This window comes from Streptomyces solitudinis (genome assembly GCF_036323765.1).
Classification (GTDB): Bacteria; Actinomycetota; Actinomycetes; order Streptomycetales; family Streptomycetaceae; genus Streptomyces.
This window is the reverse complement of the sequence record NZ_JAZDCW010000002.1, coordinates 758405-779805: the sequence shown is the minus strand read 5'-3', so window position 1 is coordinate 779805 and position 21401 is coordinate 758405. Positions and strand designations below refer to the sequence as shown.

Here is a 21401-nt window from a genome sequence, read left to right as displayed (position 1 = left end):
CCGCGTCAGCGCGTCCCGTCGGCGGCGGGGCCGGGACCGTCCCCGGCGGAGGACGGGCGGAGCTCCTCCCGCATCACCGCGCGCAGGCGCAGGGTCGCCGCCAGCCGCCCGAACGCCTCCGCCCAGTAGCCGCCCGCCCCCCGGGCGCCGGGCTCCGGCTCCTCGGCCCGCGCGGTGAGCGGCGCGAGCCGGTCGGCCTGGGCCGGGTCCAGGCAGCGTTCCGCGAGGCCCATCACCCCGCTGAAGCTCCACGGGTAGCTTCCCGCGTCCCGGGCGATCTCCAGCGCGTCGATCACTGAGCGCCCCAGCTCCGGCGTCCACGGCACCGCGCAGGTGCCGAGCAGCCGGAACGCCTCCGACAGGCCGTGGGCCGCGACGAAACCGGCCGTCCACCGCGCCCGCTCGGCGGGCGGCAGCACGGTCAGCAGCCGGGCCGGATCACCCGCCCCCTCCGGCACCGGGTCCGCCGGAGCACCGATCAGGGCCCGCGCCCACACCGCGTCGCGCTGCCGCACCGCCGCCCGCGCCCACGCCGCGTGCAGGTCGTCCCGCCAGCCGTCCGCGACCGGCAGGGCGACGATCGCGGACGGCTCCCGCCCGCCCAGATGGGCCGGCCAGTCGGCCAGCGGTGCCGCCTCGACCACCTGGGTCAGCCACCAGGAGCGCTCGCCGCGCCCCGGCGGCGGCTTCGGCGTGACGCCGTCCCGCTGGAGGGCCGCGTCGCACGCGTGCGGGGCCTCGACGGCCAGGTGCGGCGTGGTGCGGCTGCCCGTGCGGTCCAGGCTGACGGCCGCCCTGGCCCGCGCCGACATCCGGGCCGCCAGGGCCGAGGCGGGCAGCGCGGACAGCAGCTCGGCGGCCGTGGCCCGCACGTTGCGGCTGCGGTCGCCGAGCGCCTGCTCCAGGAACTCCTCGTCGGCCGCCGACAGGTCTTCGCGGAGCGCGTCGAGGAACATCAGCCGGTCCTCGGCGCGCTCGGTGTCCCACGTGCCCGACAGCAGGGCGAGCCCGGCCGCCGGGTCACGGCGGCGCAGCGCGCCCAGCGCCGCAGTCCGCTCGGCGAACAGCCCCTCCTCCCACACCGCCCGCACCGCCGCCGCGTCCGCCGGTCCGGCGGGCGCACCCGTGCGGCTGCGCAGCGCGAACCGCCACTCCGGGTTGAGCCGGGCCAGCCACAGGGCGCGGGGACCGGCGAATGCGAGGGCGTCGGCCCGCAGATCGGTACGGGCGCGGGCCGCGTCCAGCAGCGCGGGCAGCCGGTCGGCCGGGGCGCGGTAGCCGTGCGCGTTCGCGGCGGCGAGCCACTGCGGCAGCAGCTCGGCGAGATCGGGCGCGCCGCCCCGGCGCCCGGCGCCGCCGCCCGCCTCGCCGCGTCCGGCCAGCAGCAGCGCCAGCCGCCGCGCCGCCGGGGGCGGCAGCGGGGGCCTTCGGTCCTCGGGGGCCGGTGCGGGGCGGGGGCCGGCCGGTGCCGGACGCAGCCCGGCCCGGCGCCGGACGGTCTCCACCGCGGCGAGGTCCAGCAGCCCGGCCGGGGAGCCGCCCGGGGGCGTGCGGCGCCCGGAGCCGAGCAGGGCGGCGGTCACCAGCCGTGGCCAGACGTCCCCCGGCGGCGCGGCGTCCCCGGCCCCGTCCCCCGGCGGCGCGTCGTCCGGCTGCGCGCGCTCCAGCCGTGCGTCGTCCGGCGGTGCGTGGCCCGGCGGCGCGGCGTCCGGGCGTCCGTCTCCCTCCCGTCCGCTCCCCGGTCGTGCGTCCTGCTGCCGTGCGTCCTGCCGTCGTCGGTGCGGCCGTGCCGTCACAGGGCCATCGCCTCCCCCTCGTACCAGACCGTGTGCGGGGTGAACCCCCGGTGCCCGCACGTACCGAACACGGTGACCGGGCCACCGCCCGAGACGGCCGCGAGCCGCCACCGGGCCGACCGTCCCGCGCCGCAGAGCGGCAGCGCGGCGTCCCCCCGGTCGTCGGCGAGCCGCCACGGGCCGCCGTCCTCCCCGGGCAGCGGGACGACGCCGCTGAGCACCACCGGCCACGACTCCAGCCACGGGTCCGCGCGCAGACCCTCCCCGTAGGCCGCCAGCGCCTGCGCGACCCCCACGCCCCGGGGTACGGCGCCGGGCAGCGGCTCGCCCCACCGCTCCCCGAGCGCGGCCCGCAGCGGCAGGGCCGAGGGGTGGTGGGCCAGCTCGGCGTCCAGCACCCGGCCGACCGGGAGCATCAGCTCCGGGGCGCGTCCGGCCGCGCCGAAGGACAGCAGCAGCGCGGGACGGCCGGTGGCCGCACCGCGCAGCCAGAAGCGGCGGACGGCGAGGCGGCCCTCCTCCGTGTCGGAGCGGCCGAGCACCAGCCAGTGGTCCCGCAGCACCGCTTCCCGGTCGGCCAGCAGGGCCGCCGCCTCCGTGGTGAAACCCAGGTGTGCGCGCACCGTGGCGGCCAGCGGCGCGGGCAGCTCGTCCAGGCCGAGCACCGCGCGGTTCAGCAGGTGCAGCAGGGCGCACTCCGCGAGCAGCCGGGCGGGCCAGCCCGCGCCGGACGCGGGTATGCCCGCCAGTTCGCGGATGCGGGCGGCGAGGCCGGGGGCCTGGGCGTCCACCATGCGGGCCGCCATCTCGTCCCAGGCCGCGTACCCCGCCGCGTCGGCCCCGGCGACGCCGTCGTGCAGCAGGTCCGTCAGCCGCTGCTCCAGCTCCCCGGCCCCGGCCGCGACGCGCTGGGCCCGGCGTTCGGCGCGGCGGCGGGCCGCCTGCGGGTCGGCGGGCGCGGCGCGCCCCCGCGCGCCCGCTCCCGCGCCGTCCGCCGCGCGGGAGCGGCGCCGGGCCAGCCAGTCCGCCGCCCACTGCGGCACCTCGCCCCGGCCCACGGCGCCCGGGGCGTCCTCCGACGCCCACAGCAGGAGCAGGCCGAGCGCGTGCTTGCAGGGGAACTTGCGGCTGGGGCAGGTGCACGTCGAGGCCGGGCCCGACAGGTCCACCGCCGTCCGGTAGGGCGTGCTGCCGCTGCCCCGGCACAGGCCCCACACGGCGTCGTCCCCCGTGCCCGCCTCCGACCACGGGCCGGGCACGGCGAGCCTGCCACCCGCCTTCCGTGACGCCGCGTCGGGCGCGAGCGCCAGCACCTGTTCCGCACTCCAGCGGACCTGCTGTCCCGTCATGGCAAGGACCGTACGAGCCGCCACTGACAGACGTGCCGTCAGCTCACCGCCGCACACCGCCCGTCGGGCAACGCCGCAGGTGGGCGTGGGTGTCAGTGCCCGGGTGCACAGTGTTGCCCAGGTTGCCCAGCAGGAGACACCGCACCGAGGGGGACGTGTGACCGCCACCGACACCGACACCGGGACCGACACCGGAAAAGGCACCGGAGCCGACACCGGAACCGCAGTCCTCAGGCCGCACGCCGAGGACGCCTTCGCGCAGGAACTCGCGGCGCTCGCCGCCGCCGACGACCGTCCGCGCCCCGAGCGCTGGCGGCTGTCGCCGTGGGCCGTCGCCACCTACCTGCTCGGCGGCACGCTGCCGGACGGCACGGTCGTCACGCCCAAGTACGTCGGGCCCCGGCGGATCGTGGAGGTCGCCGTCACCACCCTCGCCACCGACCGCGCCCTGCTCCTGCTCGGAGTGCCGGGCACCGCGAAGACGTGGGTGTCCGAGCACCTGGCCGCGGCGGTCAGCGGGGACTCGACGCTGCTCGTCCAGGGCACGGCCGGCACCGCCGAGGAGGCGATCCGGTACGGGTGGAACTACGCGCGGCTGCTGGCCGAGGGCCCCAGCAGGCAGGCGCTGGTGCCCAGTCCGGTGATGCGGGCGATGGCCGAGGGGATGACGGCACGCGTGGAGGAGCTGACCCGCATCCCGGCGGACGTCCAGGACACCCTCATCACCATCCTCTCCGAGAAGACGCTGCCGATCCCCGAGCTGGGGCAGGAGGTGCAGGCCGTCCGCGGCTTCAACCTGATCGCCACGGCCAACGACCGCGACCGGGGCGTCAACGACCTCTCCAGCGCGCTGCGCCGCCGCTTCAACACCGTCGTCCTGCCGCTGCCCGCCACGGCCGAGGCCGAGGTGGACATCGTGGCCCGCCGGGTGGAACAGCTCGGCCGCTCGCTCGGCCTGCCCGCCGCTCCCGACGGGAGCGCGGAGATACGCCGCGTGGTGACGGTCTTCCGCGAACTGCGCGAGGGCGTCACCGCCGACGGCCGCACCAAGGTCAAGTCGCCCTCGGGCACGCTGTCCACGGCCGAGGCGATCTCCGTGGTGACCGGCGGCCTGGCGCTGTCCGCGCACTTCGGGGACGGCGTGCTGCGCGCGGACGACGTCGCGGCGGGGATACTCGGCGCCGTCGTGCGGGACCCGGCCGCCGACCGCGTCGTGTGGCAGGAGTACCTGGAGGCCGTCGTGCGCGAGCGCGAGGGCTGGAAGGACTTCTACCGCGCCTGCCGGGAGGCGGGCGCGTGACCGCGTCCGCCGCGCCCACCGGGCCGCTGCTGCTGGGCGTGCGCCACCACGGCCCCGGCTCGGCCCGCGCGGTGCGCGCCGCGCTGGACGCGCACGAACCGGCCGCCGTCCTGATCGAGGGGCCGCCGGAGGCCGACGCGGTCGCCCGCCTGGCCGCGGAACCGGGCATGCGGCCGCCCGTCGCGCTGCTGGCCCACGCCGTCGAGGAACCGGGCACCGCCGCGTTCTGGCCGCTGGCCGACTTCTCCCCGGAGTGGGTCGCGCTCCGCTGGGCGCTGGAGCACGGCGCCGAGGTGCGGTTCATCGACCTCCCCGCCGCGCACACCCTCGCCCTGCGCGACCGGGCCGGAGCGGGGGAGCAGCCGGACGGCCGGGCGGCGGACGGCCCGGAGCCGGACGCGGCGGCGCCGGGCGGGGGAGCCCCGGAAGAGGAGGCGTCCGGCCGGGAGGACGGGGAGGACGGGCACGCGGCCGTGCGGCTCGACCCGCTCGCCGTCCTCGCCAGGACGGCCGGGTACGACGACGCCGAACGCTGGTGGGAGGACGTCGTCGAGCACCGCGGTGTCCACGGCGCCGGGCCCTCCGGCTCCCCGGACCCCGCCGCGCGCCCCGGCGCGCCCGACCCGCGCGCCGCGTTCGCCGCCGTCGCCGAGGCCATGGCCGCCCTGCGCGCGACGCACGGAACGGGCGGCGACCGGCGGGACGAGGTGCGCGAGGCGCACATGCGGCTGCGGCTGCGCGAGGCCCGCCGCGCCCACGGGGACGGCCGGGTGGCCGTCGTGTGCGGCGCCTGGCACGTCCCGGCGCTCGCCGAGGCGCGGCCCGTCACCGCCGACCGGCGGCTGCTCACCGGCCTGCCCAAGGTGCGCACCGAGATCACCTGGGTGCCCTGGACGCACCGGCGGCTCACCCGGGCCAGCGGCTACGGCGCCGGGATCGCCTCCCCCGGCTGGTACGCGCACCTGTTCTCCGCGCCCGACCGGCCGGTGGTGCGGTGGCTGACGAAGGTGGCGGGCCTGCTGCGCGACGAGGACATCGGCGTCTCCCCGGGCCACGTCATCGAGGCCGCCCGGCTCGCCGAGGCGCTGGCCGCCATGCGCGGCAGGCCGCTGGCCGGGCTGGGCGAGACGACGGACGCGGTCCGCGCCGTGCTCTGCGACGGGTCGCCGGTGCCGCTCGCCCTCGTCGAGGACCGCCTCGTCGTCGGGGACGTCCTCGGCGAGGTCCCCGACGACGCCCCCGCCGTGCCGCTCCAGCGGGACGTCACCCGGCTCCAGCGCTCCCTGCGGCTGCGCCCCGAGGCGCACGAACGGGAGATCGAACTGGACCTGCGCGAGGACAACGCCGCCGCCCGCAGCCGCCTGCTGCACCGGCTGCGGCTCCTCGGCGTCGAGTGGGGCGTGCCCGCCGCCGGGCGCGGCGGCACCGGCACCTTCAAGGAGGGCTGGCGGCTGTGCTGGGAGCCGGAGCTGTCCGTGCGGGTCGCCGAAGCCGGGATGTGGGGCACCACCGTGGAGACGGCGGCCACCGCACGGGCCGAGGCCCTGGCCGTGGGAGCCACCGCCCTGCCGGAGGTCACCGCGCTCGCCGAGCAGTGCCTGCTCGCCGGGCTCGGCGCCGCCCTGCCCACCGTCATGCGGGTCCTGGCGGACCGCGCCGCGCTGGACACCGACGTCGGCCGGCTCGCGCAGGCCCTGCCCGCCCTCGTGCGCGCCGCCCGCTACGGGGACGTGCGCGGCACCGACGCCGGGGCGCTGCGCGGGGTCGCCGAAGGGCTCGCCGAACGGGTCTGCGTCGGGCTGCCGCCCGCCTGCACGGGCCTGGACGCCGACGGGGCCGCCGCGCTGCACGGGCACCTGGACGCCGCCCACCGCGCCATCACCCTGCTCGACGGCGAGGGGCTGCGCGGACGCTGGCGCGCCGTGCTGCGCGCCCTGGCCGGGCGGGAGCGGGTCGCCGGGCTGCTGCGCGGCCGTGCCGCCCGGCTGCTGCTGGACGACGGGGCGCTCCCGCCGGGCGAAGCCGACCGGCTCATGGGCCTCGCCCTGTCGCCCGGCACCCTCCCGGCCGACGCCGCCGCCTGGCTGGAGGGCTTCCTCGCCGGGGGCGGGCTGCTCCTCGTCCACGACGAACGGCTCCGCGCCCTGGTGGACGGATGGCTCACCGGCGTCCCCGAGCGGGAGTTCACCGACGTCCTGCCGCTCCTGCGCCGGACGTTCGCCGCGTACGAGTCCGGGGTGCGCCGCACGCTGGGCGAGCTGGTCCGCCGCGGCGGGCCGCAAGGCCGCGGCGGGGCCGCGGAGCCGTCCGACGCGGCGCTGCCCGTGCCGCACGGCTTCGGCCCCGGCCTGGACCGCGAGCGCGCCGACGCGGTACTGCCCACGCTCCGGCTGCTCCTTGGCCCCGGCGCGCCAGCCGTCCACCACGACACCGCGGGAGTGACCCGATGACCGGAACGGAACCGGCGGCCGACGAGCGGCTGCGGCGCTGGCGGCTCGTCCTGGGCGGGGGTGACGGCGCGGACGGCACGGGCCGCGCCCTCACCGGCCGGGACGCCGCGATGGACCGCACCCTCGACGCCGTCTACGGCGCCCCCGGAGCACCCGGCGCCCGGGGCGCCGCGGGCGCCCGGGAGGGGCAGCGCGGCGCCGGGCTCGGCGGCTCGGCCCCGCAGGTCGCCCGCTGGCTCGGCGACATCCGCACCTACTTCCCCGGGCCCGTGGTGCGGGTCGTGCAGCGGGACGCCATCGAACGGCTCGGGCTCGCCGCGATGCTGGTGGAGCCGGAGATGCTGGAGGCCGTCGAACCCGACGTCCACCTCGTGGGCACCCTGCTCTCCCTCAGCCGCGCCCTGCCCGAGACGAGCCGGGAGACGGCCCGCACGGTGGTGCGCACGGTCGTGCGGGACCTGGAGAGCCGTCTGGCCGCCCGCACCCGCGCCACCGTCGGCGGCGCGCTGGACCGTTCCGCCCGCGTGAGCCGTCCGCGCCACCGCGACATCGACTGGAACCGCACCATCCGGGCGAACCTGAAGAACTACCTGCCCGAGCACGGCACGGTCGTGCCCGAGCGGCTCGTCGGCTACGGCCGGGCCGCGCGGGCGGTGACGAAGGACGTCATCCTGGCCATCGACCAGTCCGGCTCCATGGCGGCCTCCGTGGTCTACGCGTCGGTCTTCGGCGCGGTGCTCGCCTCGATGCGCGCCCTGGACACCCGCCTGGTCGTCTTCGACACCGCCGTGGTGGACCTGACGGACGCGCTGGACGACCCGGTGGACGTCCTCTTCGGCACCCAGCTCGGCGGCGGCACGGACATCAACCGGGCGCTGGCCTACTGCCAGAGCCGCATCACCCGGCCCACCGAGACGATCCTCGTCCTCATCAGCGACCTCTACGAGGGCGGCATACGCGAGGAGATGCTGCGCCGCGTCGCCGCGATGCGGCAGGCGGGCGTGCAGTGCGTGGTCCTGCTCGCGCTCTCCGACGAGGGCGCGCCCGCCTACGACCGCGAGCACACGGCGGCCCTGGCCCGGCTCGGCGTCCCCGCGTTCGCCTGCACGCCCGACCTCTTCCCCGAGGTCATGGCCGCGGCCGTCGAGCGGCGTCCGCTCCCGGTGCCCGGGTGAGGGCGGGGCGCGGCGGGCCGGGACTGCGCCATGTGACGGGACTCACCGCGCCGGTGTGACGTGCGATTTATGCAGCGCGAACCCGCAGGGCTACCCTGCAAGGCGGACATGCCGCGTACCGCCCCACGCGGCCACGCGGCACGCCCACGCTGACAACGAACCGCGATAACTGATTAAGGGACGGACGCGCGTGGACCTGTTCGAGTACCAGGCGAGGGACCTCTTCGCCAAGCATGACGTACCGGTGCTGGCCGGTGAAGTCATCGACACACCCGAGGCGGCGCGCGAGGTGACCGAGCGGCTGGGCGGTCGCGCGGTCGTCAAGGCGCAGGTGAAGACCGGTGGCCGCGGCAAGGCCGGCGGTGTGAAGCTCGCCTCCGACCCGTCGGACGCGGTGGAGAAGGCCGGCCAGATCCTCGGCATGGACATCAAGGGCCACACGGTCCACAAGGTCATGCTGGCCCAGACGGCGGACATCGCGGAGGAGTACTACGTCTCCTTCCTGCTGGACCGCACCAACCGCACCTTCCTCGCCATGGCCTCCGTCGAGGGCGGCGTGGACATCGAGGAGGTCGCCGCCACCAAGCCCGAGGCGCTGGCGAGGATCCCGGTCGACGCGATCGACGGCGTCACCGAGGCCAAGGCCCGCGAGATCGCCGAGGCCGCCAGGTTCCCGGCCGAGACCATCGACCAGATCGCCGCGGCCCTCCAGAAGCTGTGGGACGTCTTCATCAAGGAGGACGCCCTCCTGGTCGAGGTCAACCCGCTGGTCAAGACGGGCGACGGCACCATCATCGCCCTGGACGGCAAGGTGTCGCTGGACGCCAACGCCGAGTTCCGCCAGCCGGAGCACGCCGCCCTGGAGGACAAGGCAGCGGCTGACCCGCTCGAAGCCGCCGCCAAGGCCAAGGGCCTGAACTACGTGAAGCTCGAAGGCCAGGTCGGCATCATCGGCAACGGCGCCGGGCTCGTCATGAGCACCCTGGACGTCGTCGCCTACGCCGGTGAGAAGCACTCCGGCGTCAAGCCCGCCAACTTCCTCGACATCGGCGGCGGCGCCTCCGCCGAGGTCATGGCGAACGGCCTGGAGATCATCCTCGGCGACCCGGACGTCCGTTCCGTGTTCGTCAACGTCTTCGGCGGCATCACCGCCTGCGACGCCGTCGCCAACGGCATCGTGCAGGCCCTGGAGCTGCTCAAGTCCAAGGGCGAGGACGTCAGCAAGCCGCTGGTCGTGCGTCTGGACGGCAACAACGCCGAGCTGGGCCGCAAGATCCTCACGGACGCCAACCACCCGCTCGTCGAGCAGGTCGACACCATGGACGGTGCCGCCGACCGCGCCGCCGAGCTGGCCGCGAAGTAACCGGGCCCCAGGACTCTAAGGACACGAGGACAACCGAACCATGGCTATCTTCCTCACCAAGGAAAGCAAGGTCATCGTCCAGGGGATGACCGGCTCCGAGGGCCAGAAGCACACCAAGCGCATGCTGGCCTCCGGCACCAACATCGTCGGCGGTGTCAACCCGCGCAAGGCGGGCACCACCGTGGACTTCGACGGGACCGAGGTCCCCGTCTACGGCTCCGTCAAGGAGGCCGTCGAGGCCACCGGCGCCGACGTCACCGTCATCTTCGTGCCGGAGAAGTTCACCAAGGACGCGGTCATCGAGGCGATCGACGCCGAGATCCCGCTCGCCGTGGTGATCACCGAGGGCATCGCGGTGCACGACACCGCCGCCTTCTGGGCCCACGCCGGCAAGAAGGGCAACAAGACCCGCATCATCGGCCCGAACTGCCCCGGTCTCATCACCCCGGGCCAGTCCAACGCGGGCATCATCCCGGCCGACATCACCAAGCCGGGCCGCATCGGCCTGGTGTCGAAGTCCGGCACGCTGACGTACCAGATGATGTACGAGCTGCGGGACATCGGCTTCTCGACCTGCGTCGGCATCGGCGGTGACCCGATCATCGGCACCACCCACATCGACGCGCTCAAGGCGTTCGAGGCCGACCCCGAGACGGACCTCATCGTCATGATCGGCGAGATCGGCGGCGACGCCGAGGAGCGCGCGGCCGACTTCGTCAAGGCGAACGTCACCAAGCCGGTCGTCGGCTACGTCGCGGGCTTCACCGCGCCCGAGGGCAAGACGATGGGCCACGCCGGCGCCATCGTCTCCGGCTCCTCCGGTACGGCCCAGGCGAAGAAGGAGGCCCTGGAGGCCGCCGGTGTGAAGGTCGGCAAGACCCCGTCGGAGACCGCGCGGCTCGCCCGCGAGATCCTCGGCGGCTGACCTCGTCCACGCCCCGGCCCTGGCCCGTTCCCTCCTCGGGGAGCGGGCCAGGGCCGTTCTCACCGTGCCCCGGGCCCGGCCGCCCGCGCCCCGGGCGGCGGGCGCCGTCGTGGCCGTCCGCCGCCCGCGCCGCCGCGTCACTCGGCGAACTGGCGTACGGCCGTGGGCAGGTTCGTCGGCAGCAGGTCACCGCTCTCGCCGGTGGCGACCGCGAAGGCGGTGACGGCGGCCAGGAGCGCGGTCGCCCCGTACGCGGCCCCCGTCCAGCCCCGGGTGAGCCGCTCGCTGCCCACCCGCACCTCCCGGGCCGCCGGCGTGCGGACCGGCTGGGCGACGGCCAGCCGGTGCAGCAGCGCGCCGATGACGGTGCCGCGCTCGTCCCGTGGTGCCGCCGCCACCTCCGGCAGGCGCTCGGCCAGGCACCGCCGCGCCCGGCGTACCCGCCCGGCGGCGGCCCGGGTGCTGGCCTCCGTCTCGGCGGCGGTCCGCGCGACGCTGACGCCCAGGCCGTCGTGGAGCAGCAGCGTGCGGCGGTAGGCGGGCGGCAGCGCGAGCAGGGCGGCGAGCACTTCGGCGTCCTCGGGCAGGCCCGGATACGCCTCGGGCCCGCGGTGGCCCGGCCACAGCCGGTGCCAGGGGGCCAGGGCGTACTCGTGGGCGGCGGCCCGCACCCAGCTTCCCGGGTCCCGGTCGAGCGCCACCTCCGGCCACCGCTCCCACGCGGCGTGGAAGGCCCGGTTCACCGCCCACCCGGCCACCCGGCGGTGCCCCGTGAGCAGGAACGCCTGCCGGGTGAGCGACCGGGCGTGCCCGGCGTACAGGGCGTCGAACGCGGCTTCGGGCGTCCCCTCCGCGGCGGGGGTCACCGCCCGCGCCGCGAACGCCTCCGCCGCCCCGCCGGGCAGGGCCCGGCCCGGAGGCCCGCCGCCGGAGTCCGGCCGGAGCGCGGGGGCGGGGGCGGCCTGCGGTAGGGGTTCGCCGGACGGCGCGGGGATGCCGCCCCGGCCCGCCCCGGCGTCCCCGTCCGCCCCGTCACCCGGCCCGGCGCCGGACGCTTGCCCGGCGCCGGTTCCGGGCTCCGAGCCGGTCCCGGGCTCGGCGGGCTCGTCCGGCGCCGCGGGGGTCCTTGCCGCCCCGGGCGCAGCGGCCTCCGTCACCCCGCCTGACGCCGGGCCGGCGGGAGCCGGTCCCTCCGCGGCGCTCCCGGGGTCCGCCGCGGCGAGTGCCGCCGCCGCGGTCTGCGTGGCCGACGCGGCCTCGGCCACCACGGCCTGACGCGGAGTCCGCTTCCGGCGGCGTGCGCGTTTCCCGTGCCGTCCGCGCTGACGGTCCGTCTGCGGAGGCGTGGACGGGCGCTGTCCGGTCATGTCCGCCCCGCACCGCGGCGGCGGCCGGACAGCGTCCCGCTGTCCCATGTGAAAAGGTGCATATCGGTATATTGAGCGACACCACGAGCGGGCGCGCGCTACCGGGGCAAAACGGGTGTTGTTGGGAGCATGGCCGCGTGAGTCGACTGAGGCATCGCACCGCGCGCCGACGGGTCCCCAGGCCGGTCGCCACCTGGCTCGTCGAAGGGGCCTTCGCCGCCGTCCTCGGACTGGCGGCGATCGCCATGCTCGCCCTCCTGCTGTGGATCACCTCGCCCTACCCGGACAGCGGACCGGGCGGCGCACTCCGGACGGCCGCCGGGCTGTGGCTCCTCGCGCACGGCGCCGACCTGGTGCGCACGGACACCCCCGGCGGCGTGCCCGCGCCCGTCGGCGTCACGCCGCTGCTGCTCACCGCCGTGCCCGTCTTCCTCCTGCACCGGCTGACCAGGACCGAGGGCGGCCTTTCCCGGCCGGCCGTCGGCTGGCTGTGCGCCGGGTACACCCTGACCGGCGCGGCGGCGACGGGGTACGCGACGGGCGGACCGCTGCGGGTCGACCCCCTCAGCGCGGCGCTGCACCTGCCCGTCCTCGCCTTCGCCACCCTGGCCGTCGGAAGCTGGGTCGCCCGGGGACGCCCCGCCCTCCTCCCGCCCCGCCGCCCGGGGACGCGCTCGGCGCACGCGCCGCGCCCCGGTGCCGCGCTGCGGTCCGCCGCCGTGGCGACGGCGGCGCTGTGCGGCGCCGGGGCGCTGCTCGTGGCGGGCGCGCTGCTCTGGCACGCTGGCGCGGTCCGGGAGACCTTCCCCCAGCTCACCGACGCGTGGTCCGGGCGGCTCGCGGTGGCCCTGCTGTGCCTGGCCCTGGCCCCCAACGTGGCCGTGTGGGCGGCGGCGTACGGGCTCGGCCCCGGTTTCGCGCTGGGCACGGACGGGGTGACCGGCCCGCTCGCCGCCGTCGCGGGGCTGGGCGGCGGGGCGGACGGCGGGGACGGCGTGGCGCGGGAGCTGCCGCCGTTCCCGCTGCTGGCGGCCCTCCCGGACCCGGGGCCCGGCGGCCCGCTCGCCCTCCTGCTGGCCGGTGCCGTGCCGCTGGCCGCCGGGGTGGCCGCGGGCTGGTGCACCGCCCGCTCGGGCGTGCCGGTGCCCGGCACCGCGCACGGCGCGGCGACGTGGCGGGGCACACTCGCCACCGCGTTCCTCGGCGCGGCGGGCTGCGGTCTGGCCATGGCGGCGCTGGCCGCCTGCGCGGGCGGACCGCTGGGCACGGGCGCGCTGGCGCAGTTCGGGCCCGTCTGGTGGCAGACGGGGGCCGCCGCGCTCGCCGGTACGGCGCTGCCCGCCCTCCCGGCCGCCCTCGTCGTCCGGCTGTGGCGGCTGCGCGATCCGCACCCGCTGCTCGCGCTCGCCCTGGCCCGGCGCCGGTTCACCGTGTGGTGCCGCACCCTGCGCCCCGAACGGCACCAGCCCGCGGTGCGGCGTCCGGGGGACGGGTGGATTCCGGACCACGAGTGGTACGCGACCGGCGCGCGGCTCGCCCGCTGGACGGCGATCAAGGAGTCGTCCGGCGGCCTCGTGCCCGACTTCGAACCGGCCTGGCCCGCGCCGGGCGGTCCGCCGCCCGCCGTACGAACCGGTCCGGAGCCGGAACCGGAGGAGCGGGCCCCCGGGCGGGGCCGGGGCGGACCGGGCTCCGGCAGGCCGCGCCGGACGCTCGGCGCCGTCCGCCGCGGCGCCGTGCAAGGGCGCCACCGCCGCCCGTCCGGCTGACCGGCGGACGGCCGCCCCGGTCCCGCTCGGTCCTGCCCTGCCGGGCCCGGTCCTGCCCGAGCCTGCCTAGTCCTGCTCGCCGAGGATGGGGCGGAGCTGTTCGGGGAGGTGGCGGTCGCAGGAGTCGCGGGTCGCGGTGGTGGGCGCGTCCGCCACGCAGGTGTAGTACTCCTTGTAGATGAGCTGGAAGGTGAACGTCGCCGCCACGACGAGCACGGCCAGGGAACCGGCGACCAGCCCGGCGATCGACGCCGAGGTCGTCGGACCGCGTCCGGCGCCGGGAGCGGCGGGGCCGGACGCGCCCGTCAGCTCGGCCGCCGTGGTGCGCTTGTCGCCCTCCGGGCGGTCGGCCCCGGGCGCGCCGCGCAGCGCGTCGATGGCCCAGTACACGGCCAGGGCGCCCAGCAGCAGGGCGAGCGGCGTGATGTTGAAGACGGCGAAGAGGAAGCCCCACATGCCGGAGAGCAGCGCGTAGCGGGCCCGGCGCTGCGCCGGATCGCGCGGGTCCCACCGGATGCCGCCCCGGCCACCGCCCGGACGCCCGCCGTCACCGCCCGCGGACCCCTGGTCCTGGCCGCTGCCGAAGCCGCCGCCCTGGCGCCCCGGCTGGCGGCTGCTCCACTGGCTGCCCCACGTGCCGCGGGCCCGGTCGTCCCCCTCGCCGGAGCCGCCGGACCCGCCGGAGCCGCCCGCGTCACCGGAGCCCCCGGTGCCGCCCTCCGCGCCGTCCGGGCCGCGGCCGTCGGGCGCGTGGCGGGGCCGCCAGGGCTGGTCGGGGCTGCCCTCGGGCGGGGGCGCGAAGGGGTTGTCGTCCTGGCCGTCGCGCCCGGACTGGCCGGAGCGAGCAGACTGGCCGAAGGCGCGGCGTCGGTCCGTCATGTGGTGTGCGTCTTCCCCTTCGTCCGTCCGTGGCGCTGCCGCCCCCTCGGGTGCGGGCCCACGGAACCGTAGTGCCCGACGCTACCCGTTGGCCGGGCACCCGTCCCGTGGGGGGCCGTCGGGTGTGCCGGTATCGTTGCTGACGGTCGGCGGCTTCGTAGGGTTCCCCGGTTCCACCCGCCTTCGTCGTTCGTCCGATCACACCAACGCCCTGACCCGTGAGAAAGAGCTCGTCGTGGCTGCTGCTGTGTCCCCTGCCCGGCTCGTCGTGCTCGTATCCGGTTCCGGTACGAACCTCCAGGCCCTCCTCGACGCCGTGGAGCGTTCCGGGCCCGAGGCGTACGGGGCGCGGATCGTCGCGGTGGGCGCCGACCGGGACGGCATCGCGGGCCTGGAACGGGCCGGGCGGGCCGGGCTTCCCACCTTCGTCTGCCGGGTCGCCGACCACCCGACGCGCTCGGAGTGGGACGCGGCGCTGGCCCGTGCCACGGCCGCGTACGAGCCCGACCTCGTCGTCTCGGCGGGGTTCATGCGCATCGTGGGCAAGGAGTTCCTCGCCCGGTTCGGCGGCCGGTTCGTCAACACCCACCCGGCCCTGCTCCCCAGTTTCCCCGGCGCCCACGGAGTGCGCGACGCGCTCGCGTACGGCGTGAAGGTGACCGGGTGCACCGTCCACTTCGTCGACGACGGCGTCGACACCGGCCCGATCATCGCCCAGGGCGTGGTCGAGGTGCGGGACGAGGACGACGAATCCGCCCTGCACGAGCGGATCAAGGAAGTCGAGCGACGCCTGCTCGTCGACGTCGTGGGGCGCCTGTCCCGTGACGGCTACAGCATCGAGGGACGAAAGGTACGGATTCCGGCATGACCGCCGAAGGTACGAAGCGGCCGATCCGCCGCGCGCTGGTCAGCGTCTACGACAAGACGGGTCTGGAGGAGCTGGCGCAGGGGCTGCACGCGGCCGGTGTCCAGCTCGTCTCCACCGGCTCGACGGCCGCGAAGATCGCCGCGACCGGGATCCCGGTGACCAAGGTCGAGGAGCTGACCGGCTTCCCCGAGTGCCTGGACGGCCGGGTGAAGACGCTGCACCCCCGCGTCCACGCGGGCATCCTCGCCGACCAGCGGCTGCCCGGGCACCGCCACCAGCTCGCCGAACTGGGCGTCGAGCCCTTCGAGCTGGTGGTGGTGAACCTCTACCCGTTCCGGGAGACCGTCGCCTCCGGCGCCTCGCCGGACCAGTGCGTCGAGCAGATCGACATCGGCGGCCCGTCCATGGTGCGCGCCGCCGCGAAGAACCACCCGTCCGTCGCCGTGGTGGTCAACCCGGCCCGGTACGGGGACGTCCTCACCGCCGTCACCGGCGGCGGCTTCGACCTGGCCGGACGCAAGCGGCTCGCCGCCGAGGCGTTCGCCCACACCGCCGCCTACGACGTCGCGGTGGCCGGCTGGTTCGCGGGCGACTACACGGCGGACGACGCGGCGGACGGCGACGCGGCCGGGGAGGGCACGTCCCAGAAGGGCGCGTCCGCCTTCCCCGCCTTCCTGGGCGCCGCCTACGAGCGGCAGCACGTCCTGCGCTACGGCGAGAACCCGCACCAGCCCGCCGCGCTCTACACCGACGGGCAGCCGGGCCTCGCCGCTGCCGAGCAGCTCCACGGCAAGGAGATGTCGTACAACAACTACGTCGACACCGAGGCCGCCCGCCGCGCCGCGCACGACCACGACGAGCCGTGCGTGGCCGTCATCAAGCACGCCAACCCGTGCGGCATCGCGGTCGGCGCGGACGTCGCCGAGGCACACCGCAAGGCACACGCCTGCGACCCGCTGTCCGCCTACGGCGGCGTCATCGCCGTGAACCGCCCGGTGTCGGTGGCGATGGCCGAGCAGGTCGCCGACATCTTCACCGAGGTCGTCGTCGCCCCCGCCTACGAGGAGGGCGCCGTGGAGGTGCTGACGCGGAAGAAGAACATCCGGGTCCTGCGCTGCCCCGGCGCCCCGCGGGCCGGGCTGGAGCTGCGGCCCATCGAGGGCGGCGCCCTGCTCCAGGCCAAGGACCGGCTCCAGGCCGCCGGTGACGACCCCGCGGGCTGGACGCTGGCCGCCGGAGAAGCCCTGGCGCCGGAGGAACTGGCCGGCCTGGCGTTCGCGTGGCGGGCCTGCCGCGCGGTGAAGTCCAACGCGATCCTGCTGGCCAAGGACGGTGCCACGGTCGGCGTCGGCATGGGCCAGGTCAACCGGGTCGACTCCGCCAGGCTCGCCGTCGAGCGGGCCGGGGCGGAGCGCGCGGCCGGTTCCTACGCCGCCTCCGACGCGTTCTTCCCGTTCCCCGACGGCCTGGAGGTGCTGACGGCGGCGGGTGTGCGCGCGGTCGTCCAGCCGGGCGGCTCGGTGCGGGACGACGCGGTGATCGAGGCGGCCAGGGCCGCGGGCGTCACGATGTACCTCACCGGCACCCGGCACTTCTTCCACTGACGGTCCGGGGGCCGCGGAGCACGGGTGCTCCGCGGCCCCGCACGCCGGGCGGGCCGGGTAAGGCGGCGGCGTGGCGGTCGCGCGGCCTCACCCGTGGGGCTGCGCGCGCTTGAACCAGCGGCCCGCCTCGCCCTGGGCGAGGAAGACGATGCCGGTGACGCCGAGCGCCATCCACAGCACGCCGATCGGCAGCGCGATGAGGCCGAACAGGGTGAGGAAGGACGCCCACACGATGGAGCCGGTGCGCACGCCCGGCCCTCCGGAGCGGAACCGCGCCCCGAGCACGATGCCGAGGACGGCGTGCACGAGGAAGATCAGGCCGAGCACGACGAACACCGACGGGGCGACGTCGAAGCCGCCGCCCATGCCCTCCTCGAAGCCGTCGGCGAACTCCTCGCCGGCGCCGATGGCGGCGATGAGGATGAACAGGGACACCAGCCCCTGGAGTCCGCCCGCGACGAACATGAGGATGCGCAGGACGTTGAGCTTGCCCGGCAGCGTGGTCGGGACGGGCGGGCCGTAGGGGTCGCCGTAGCCGCCGTAGGGGGGCGGCGCCTGCGGGTACGCGCCCTGCTGCTGCGGGTAGGACGGGTACCCCGCGGGCGGCCCCGGGGCGCCGCCGGGCGGCGGTGCGGTGTACGGGTTCTGCGGACCGTCCGCGGGCTTGCGGAACGGGTCGTCCTGGCTGGGGTGGCTCATGGTCTCCTCTTGGGTTCGTCTGGTCAGAACTGCGGGCGGTTGAACCACTCGCCGGCCGCGTGCAGGGAGCAGAAGACGATCGTCACCACGGCCGTCGCCGTCCACAGCAGGGGCAGGACCGGGTTGCCGCCCTCGTCCGCGCTGCCGATCGCCGCGAACAGCGCCAGCACGGCGATGAGGGTGTTGAGCGACGCCGCGATGATCGCGGTGACGCGGGTGCCGGTGCGGCCCTTGCCGAACATGCACGCCGGCACGATGTGCAGCACGCCGATGCCGGCGCACACGAGGAAGACGACGAGCATCGCGCCCGCCACGACGTCGCCGAAGCCGCCCGCCACGGGGACGTCCTCGGTCGCGCCCTCGGCCACCAGGCCGCCGATGAGCGCGAACAGGCCCAGCAGCGTCCACAGCGAACCGGCGACGATGAGCAGGACCCGGGCGGTGATCACCACGCCCGGCATGCCCTGCGGCATCTGCGGCAGGCCCGGCACGGGGTAGGGGGCCTGGGGGTAGCCGTAGCCGGGCTGCCCGCCCTGGTACCCGCCCTGGTAGGGGTAGCCGTAGGGCTGCGGCGGCGGCGCGGACTGCGGGAGGCCCGGCGGCTGCGCCGGGGGCACCCCCGGCGGCGGGCCGTGGGGATGGTGCTGGCTCGGGTGACTCACGCGGACTTCCTCGAAAGCGGTGGGGACGGGCTGTGCCGCCCCGCCTCGAACCGGGCACGCCCCCGGAAGCCGGGCGGGAAGAGAAGACCCCCCGTGCCGAACCCCCGTGGCCGCTCCCGTCGGCCGCGGCACGTGGTTCATCATCTTGTCCTGCCGCGAAGGCTGTCCAGCCGGGGCCGGGAAACCGTGTCGAACCCGGAACAATGCCGGGCCCGCACCGTCCCGTGGGGGCCTGCGGCGACGGGCGGCGGCAGTGCGGCGGCTGTGCGGCGGTGGACGGATTGGAGCGCGGGCCGCCGCATCCGCGAGGATGGGGCCATGAGCGCGCAGATTCTCGACGGCAAGGCCACCGCGGCCGCGATCAAGTCCGAACTCACCGCCCGGGTCGAGGCCCTGGCCGCCCGGGGGATCAGGCCCGGACTCGCCACCGTGCTGGTGGGCGACGACCCGGCCAGTCACAAGTACGTGGCGGGCAAGCACCGCGACTGTGCCCAGGTGGGCATCGCCTCCCTCCAGCGCGAACTCCCCGCGAGCGCCACCCAGGAGGAGATCGAGGCCGTCGTGCGGGAGCTGAACGAGGACCCGCAGTGCACCGGCTACATCGTGCAGCTCCCGCTGCCGGCGGGCATCGACACCAACCGGGTGCTGGAGCTGATGGACCCGGACAAGGACGCCGACGGGCTGCACCCGGCCAACCTCGGACGGCTCGTGCTCGGCGTGCCCGCACCGCTGCCCTGCACCCCCAACGGGATCATCGAGCTGCTGCGCCGGCACGGCGTGGAGATCGCGGGCGCCGAGGTGGTCGTCGTCGGCCGGGGCATCACGGTGGGCCGCTCGCTGCCGCTGCTGCTGAGCCGCCGCTCGGAGAACGCCACCGTCACCCAGTGCCACACCGGCACCCGGGACCTCGCCGCGCACCTGCGCCGCGCCGACATCGTGGTGGCCGCGGCCGGGGTGCCGCACCTGATCAAGCCGGAGGACGTCCGGGCGGGCGCGGCCGTGCTCGACGTGGGTGTCAGCCGGGACGAGAGCGGCAAGATCGTCGGGGACGTCCACCCGGGGGTGGCCGGGACGGCGGCCTGGGTGGCGCCGAACCCCGGCGGGGTCGGCCCGATGACGCGGGCGATGCTGCTGGCGAACGTCGTGGACGCCGCCGAGCGGAACGCGGGCTGAGCCGTGGACGCAGATCCGACCCCCGGGGGCGGCGGCGCCCCGGAGCAGGGCCGCACCCGGCGTTTCCCGGCGTTCACCCGTGACACCGCCCGCCCGGAGGGCGGCGGCCGGGCGGCGCCGGGCGACGCCCCGGCCCCGGCCCGGCAGTGGCCGCTGCTCACGGTGCTGCTCGGCACCGTGGCGGGCCTGCTCGTCATGCTGGGCGAGGCGCGGATCGGGCTGCTCGTCGTGGGGGCTTCGCTGCTGGCCGGTGCGGTGCTGCGGCGGACGGTGACGTCGGTGGGGATGCTGGCGGTGCGCTCCCGGTTCACGGACATGCTCACTTACGGGCTGCTCGGCGGGCTGGTCGTCGTGCTGGCGCTCATGGCGCAGCCGAAGCCGTGGCTGGAGCTGCCGTTCCTGGAGGACGTGATCCGCTTCGCCGTCCGCTGACCGGCGCGGCGCGCCCCCGGGGCCGGGTGAGCGCGCCGCGGGCCGCCGTTTGGGCGGCGCGCGGCGCCGCCCGGCGCGCGGGCAGGGCCGTGCCCAGGGGCACGGGTTGCCAGGAGCGGCGCCCGGTCGAGTATCTTGATGGCGAGATAACTCAGCACCGGAGCGCGCGAGAGGGACGTACCGTACTCATGGCCAAGATCAAGGTAGCCAACCCCGTCGTCGAACTCGACGGCGACGAGATGACCCGCATCATCTGGCAGTTCATCAAGGACAAGCTGATCCTGCCGTACCTCGACGTCGACCTGAAGTACTACGACCTCGGCGTCGAGCACCGGGACGCCACGGACGACCAGGTCACCGTGGACGCGGCCAACGCGATCAAGCAGTACGGCGTCGGCGTCAAGTGCGCCACCATCACCCCGGACGAGGCGCGGGTCGAGGAGTTCGGCCTGAAGAAGATGTGGCGCTCGCCGAACGGCACCATCCGCAACATCCTGGGCGGCGTCGTCTTCCGCGAGCCCATCATCATGAGCAACGTGCCGCGGCTCGTCCCCGGCTGGACCAAGCCGATCATCATCGGCCGTCACGCCTTCGGCGACCAGTACCGCGCCACCGACCTGAAGGTCCCCGGCGAGGGCACCCTCACCATGACCTTCACCCCGAAGGACGGCACCGAGCCGATCGAGCTGGAGGTCTTCGAGTTCCCCGGCTCGGGCGTGGCGATGTCCATGTACAACCTGGACGCGTCCATCCGCGACTTCGCCCGCGCGTCGTTCCGCTACGGCCTGGCCCGGAACTACCCGGTGTACATGTCGACGAAGAACACGATCCTGAAGGCGTACGACGGCCGGTTCAAGGACCTGTTCCAGGAGGTCTTCGACGCCGAGTTCAAGGACGAGTTCGAGAAGGCGGGCCTCACCTACGAGCACCGGCTGATCGACGACATGGTCGCCGCCGCCATGAAGTGGGAGGGCGGCTACGTCTGGGCCTGCAAGAACTACGACGGTGACGTGCAGTCCGACACCGTCGCGCAGGGCTTCGGCTCGCTAGGCCTGATGACCTCCGTGCTGATGTCCCCCGACGGCAAGACGGTGGAGGCGGAGGCCGCGCACGGCACCGTCACCCGCCACTACCGCCAGCACCAGCAGGGCAAGGCGACCTCGACGAACCCGATCGCGTCGATCTTCGCCTGGACGCGTGGTCTGGCCCACCGCGGCAAGCTCGACGGCACCCCCGAGGTGACGAAGTTCGCCGAGACGCTGGAGCAGGTCTGCATCGAGACCGTCGAGGGCGGCCAGATGACCAAGGACCTCGCGCTGCTCGTCGGCGACGACACCCCGTGGCTGTCCACCGAGGAGTTCCTCGCCGCGCTGGACGAGAACCTGCGGAAGAAGATGTCCGCCTGACCCGTCCGGAAAACGGCAGGCCAGTGCGCCCGGTGGTCCCGCTCTCCCCCGGGGAGGGCGGGACCACCGCCGTACCCGCAGGGGAACGCGGCGGTGGGACACTGGGGCGGCGTCCGGCGCGGCGCGCGGGTCCGCTCCGCGGGAACGCGCGGGCGACTCCGCGCGCGGAAAGCGGAAGCAGACG

General features: G+C 76.2%; 17 protein-coding genes. 11 read left to right on the top strand and 6 right to left on the bottom strand.

Annotated elements, in window-relative coordinates:
• Window positions 1-5: 5 nt before the first annotated feature.
• On the bottom strand, window positions 6-1583 hold the full coding sequence (locus V1J52_RS07185; RefSeq protein WP_443075745.1) for a DUF5691 domain-containing protein: 1578 nt from the start codon (window positions 1581-1583) through the stop codon (window positions 6-8).
• 209 nt (window positions 1584-1792) lie between these two features.
• Window positions 1793-3145, bottom strand: coding sequence for an SWIM zinc finger family protein (locus V1J52_RS07180; RefSeq protein ID WP_330138746.1), 1353 nt, complete (start codon window positions 3143-3145; stop codon window positions 1793-1795).
• Between the two features lie 157 nt (window positions 3146-3302).
• On the opposite strand from V1J52_RS07180, the gene V1J52_RS07175 reads away from it, so the two are divergent.
• The 5 genes from V1J52_RS07175 to sucD all read left to right on the top strand — a co-directional run bounded on the left by V1J52_RS07175 (window position 3303) and on the right by sucD (window position 10358).
• Entirely contained in the window at window positions 3303-4445 is a 1143-nt protein-coding gene (locus V1J52_RS07175; protein WP_330138745.1) for an ATP-binding protein, read from the top strand.
• A complete protein-coding gene (locus tag V1J52_RS07170; protein WP_330138744.1) occupies window positions 4442-6895 on the top strand; it encodes a DUF5682 family protein in 2454 nt (817 codons plus the stop codon). The genes V1J52_RS07175 and V1J52_RS07170 overlap by 4 nt, the downstream gene beginning before the upstream one ends.
• Window positions 6892-8070 carry a VWA domain-containing protein gene (locus tag V1J52_RS07165; protein WP_330138743.1) on the top strand — a complete coding sequence of 393 codons (1179 nt, stop codon included), beginning with the start codon at window positions 6892-6894 and terminating at the stop codon, window positions 8068-8070. The genes V1J52_RS07170 and V1J52_RS07165 overlap by 4 nt, the downstream gene beginning before the upstream one ends.
• Window positions 8071-8260: 190 nt before the next feature.
• Complete coding sequence (gene sucC, locus V1J52_RS07160) at window positions 8261-9433, top strand: ADP-forming succinate--CoA ligase subunit beta (RefSeq protein WP_330138742.1); 1173 nt, start codon at window positions 8261-8263, stop codon at window positions 9431-9433.
• A gap of 40 nt (window positions 9434-9473) precedes the next feature.
• Window positions 9474-10358: a succinate--CoA ligase subunit alpha gene (sucD, locus tag V1J52_RS07155; RefSeq protein WP_330138741.1), complete on the top strand. Its 885-nt coding sequence runs from the start codon at window positions 9474-9476 to the stop codon at window positions 10356-10358.
• 137 nt (window positions 10359-10495) lie between these two features.
• Here sucD and V1J52_RS07150 read toward each other — a convergent pair whose 3' ends face one another.
• Entirely contained in the window at window positions 10496-11515 is a 1020-nt protein-coding gene (locus V1J52_RS07150) for a sigma factor-like helix-turn-helix DNA-binding protein (protein WP_330138740.1), read from the bottom strand.
• A gap of 347 nt (window positions 11516-11862) precedes the next feature.
• On the opposite strand from V1J52_RS07150, the gene V1J52_RS07145 reads away from it, so the two are divergent.
• Window positions 11863-13494 carry a cell division protein PerM gene (locus V1J52_RS07145; RefSeq protein ID WP_330138739.1) on the top strand — a complete coding sequence of 544 codons (1632 nt, stop codon included), beginning with the start codon at window positions 11863-11865 and terminating at the stop codon, window positions 13492-13494.
• A gap of 66 nt (window positions 13495-13560) precedes the next feature.
• Here the strand turns inward: V1J52_RS07145 and V1J52_RS07140 are convergent, their stop codons facing one another.
• Complete coding sequence (locus V1J52_RS07140) at window positions 13561-14373, bottom strand: hypothetical protein (RefSeq protein WP_330138738.1); 813 nt, start codon at window positions 14371-14373, stop codon at window positions 13561-13563.
• 247 nt (window positions 14374-14620) lie between these two features.
• Here V1J52_RS07140 and purN point away from each other — a divergent pair, with 247 nt between their 5' ends.
• Both purN and purH read left to right on the top strand, forming a co-directional pair.
• Window positions 14621-15241, top strand: coding sequence for a phosphoribosylglycinamide formyltransferase (purN, locus tag V1J52_RS07135; RefSeq protein ID WP_330138866.1), 621 nt, complete (start codon window positions 14621-14623; stop codon window positions 15239-15241).
• On the top strand, window positions 15238-16845 hold the full coding sequence (purH, locus tag V1J52_RS07130; protein ID WP_330138737.1) for a bifunctional phosphoribosylaminoimidazolecarboxamide formyltransferase/IMP cyclohydrolase: 1608 nt from the start codon (window positions 15238-15240) through the stop codon (window positions 16843-16845). Before purN ends, purH begins: the two co-directional genes overlap by 4 nt.
• Window positions 16846-16932: 87 nt before the next feature.
• Here purH and V1J52_RS07125 read toward each other — a convergent pair whose 3' ends face one another.
• Both V1J52_RS07125 and V1J52_RS07120 read right to left on the bottom strand, forming a co-directional pair.
• Entirely contained in the window at window positions 16933-17544 is a 612-nt protein-coding gene (locus tag V1J52_RS07125) for a hypothetical protein (protein WP_330138736.1), read from the bottom strand.
• 23 nt (window positions 17545-17567) lie between these two features.
• Window positions 17568-18206: a hypothetical protein gene (locus tag V1J52_RS07120; protein ID WP_330138735.1), complete on the bottom strand. Its 639-nt coding sequence runs from the start codon at window positions 18204-18206 to the stop codon at window positions 17568-17570.
• A 318-nt stretch (window positions 18207-18524) separates the two neighbouring features.
• Here V1J52_RS07120 and V1J52_RS07115 point away from each other — a divergent pair, with 318 nt between their 5' ends.
• The 3 genes from V1J52_RS07115 (at window position 18525) to V1J52_RS07105 (ending at window position 21217) form a co-directional block, all read left to right on the top strand.
• Window positions 18525-19379, top strand: coding sequence for a bifunctional methylenetetrahydrofolate dehydrogenase/methenyltetrahydrofolate cyclohydrolase (locus V1J52_RS07115; RefSeq protein ID WP_330138734.1), 855 nt, complete (start codon window positions 18525-18527; stop codon window positions 19377-19379).
• 3 nt (window positions 19380-19382) lie between these two features.
• Window positions 19383-19811, top strand: coding sequence for a DUF3017 domain-containing protein (locus V1J52_RS07110; RefSeq protein WP_330138733.1), 429 nt, complete (start codon window positions 19383-19385; stop codon window positions 19809-19811).
• A 188-nt stretch (window positions 19812-19999) separates the two neighbouring features.
• On the top strand, window positions 20000-21217 hold the full coding sequence (locus V1J52_RS07105; RefSeq protein ID WP_330138732.1) for an NADP-dependent isocitrate dehydrogenase: 1218 nt from the start codon (window positions 20000-20002) through the stop codon (window positions 21215-21217).
• The last annotated feature ends 184 nt before the right edge of the window (window positions 21218-21401 follow it).

Coding starts and splice junctions, on each gene's coding strand:
- V1J52_RS07165 (WP_330138743.1), top strand. CDS start 6,892: ATGACCGGAACGGAACCGGCGGCCGACGAGCGGCTGCGGCGCTGGCGG.
- V1J52_RS07180 (WP_330138746.1), bottom strand. CDS start 3,145: ATGACGGGACAGCAGGTCCGCTGGAGTGCGGAACAGGTGCTGGCGCTC.
- V1J52_RS07105 (WP_330138732.1), top strand. CDS start 20,000: ATGGCCAAGATCAAGGTAGCCAACCCCGTCGTCGAACTCGACGGCGAC.
- V1J52_RS07140 (WP_330138738.1), bottom strand. CDS start 14,373: ATGACGGACCGACGCCGCGCCTTCGGCCAGTCTGCTCGCTCCGGCCAG.
- sucD (WP_330138741.1), top strand. CDS start 9,474: ATGGCTATCTTCCTCACCAAGGAAAGCAAGGTCATCGTCCAGGGGATG.
- purH (WP_330138737.1), top strand. CDS start 15,238: ATGACCGCCGAAGGTACGAAGCGGCCGATCCGCCGCGCGCTGGTCAGC.
- V1J52_RS07125 (WP_330138736.1), bottom strand. CDS start 17,544: ATGAGCCACCCCAGCCAGGACGACCCGTTCCGCAAGCCCGCGGACGGT.
- V1J52_RS07115 (WP_330138734.1), top strand. CDS start 18,525: ATGAGCGCGCAGATTCTCGACGGCAAGGCCACCGCGGCCGCGATCAAG.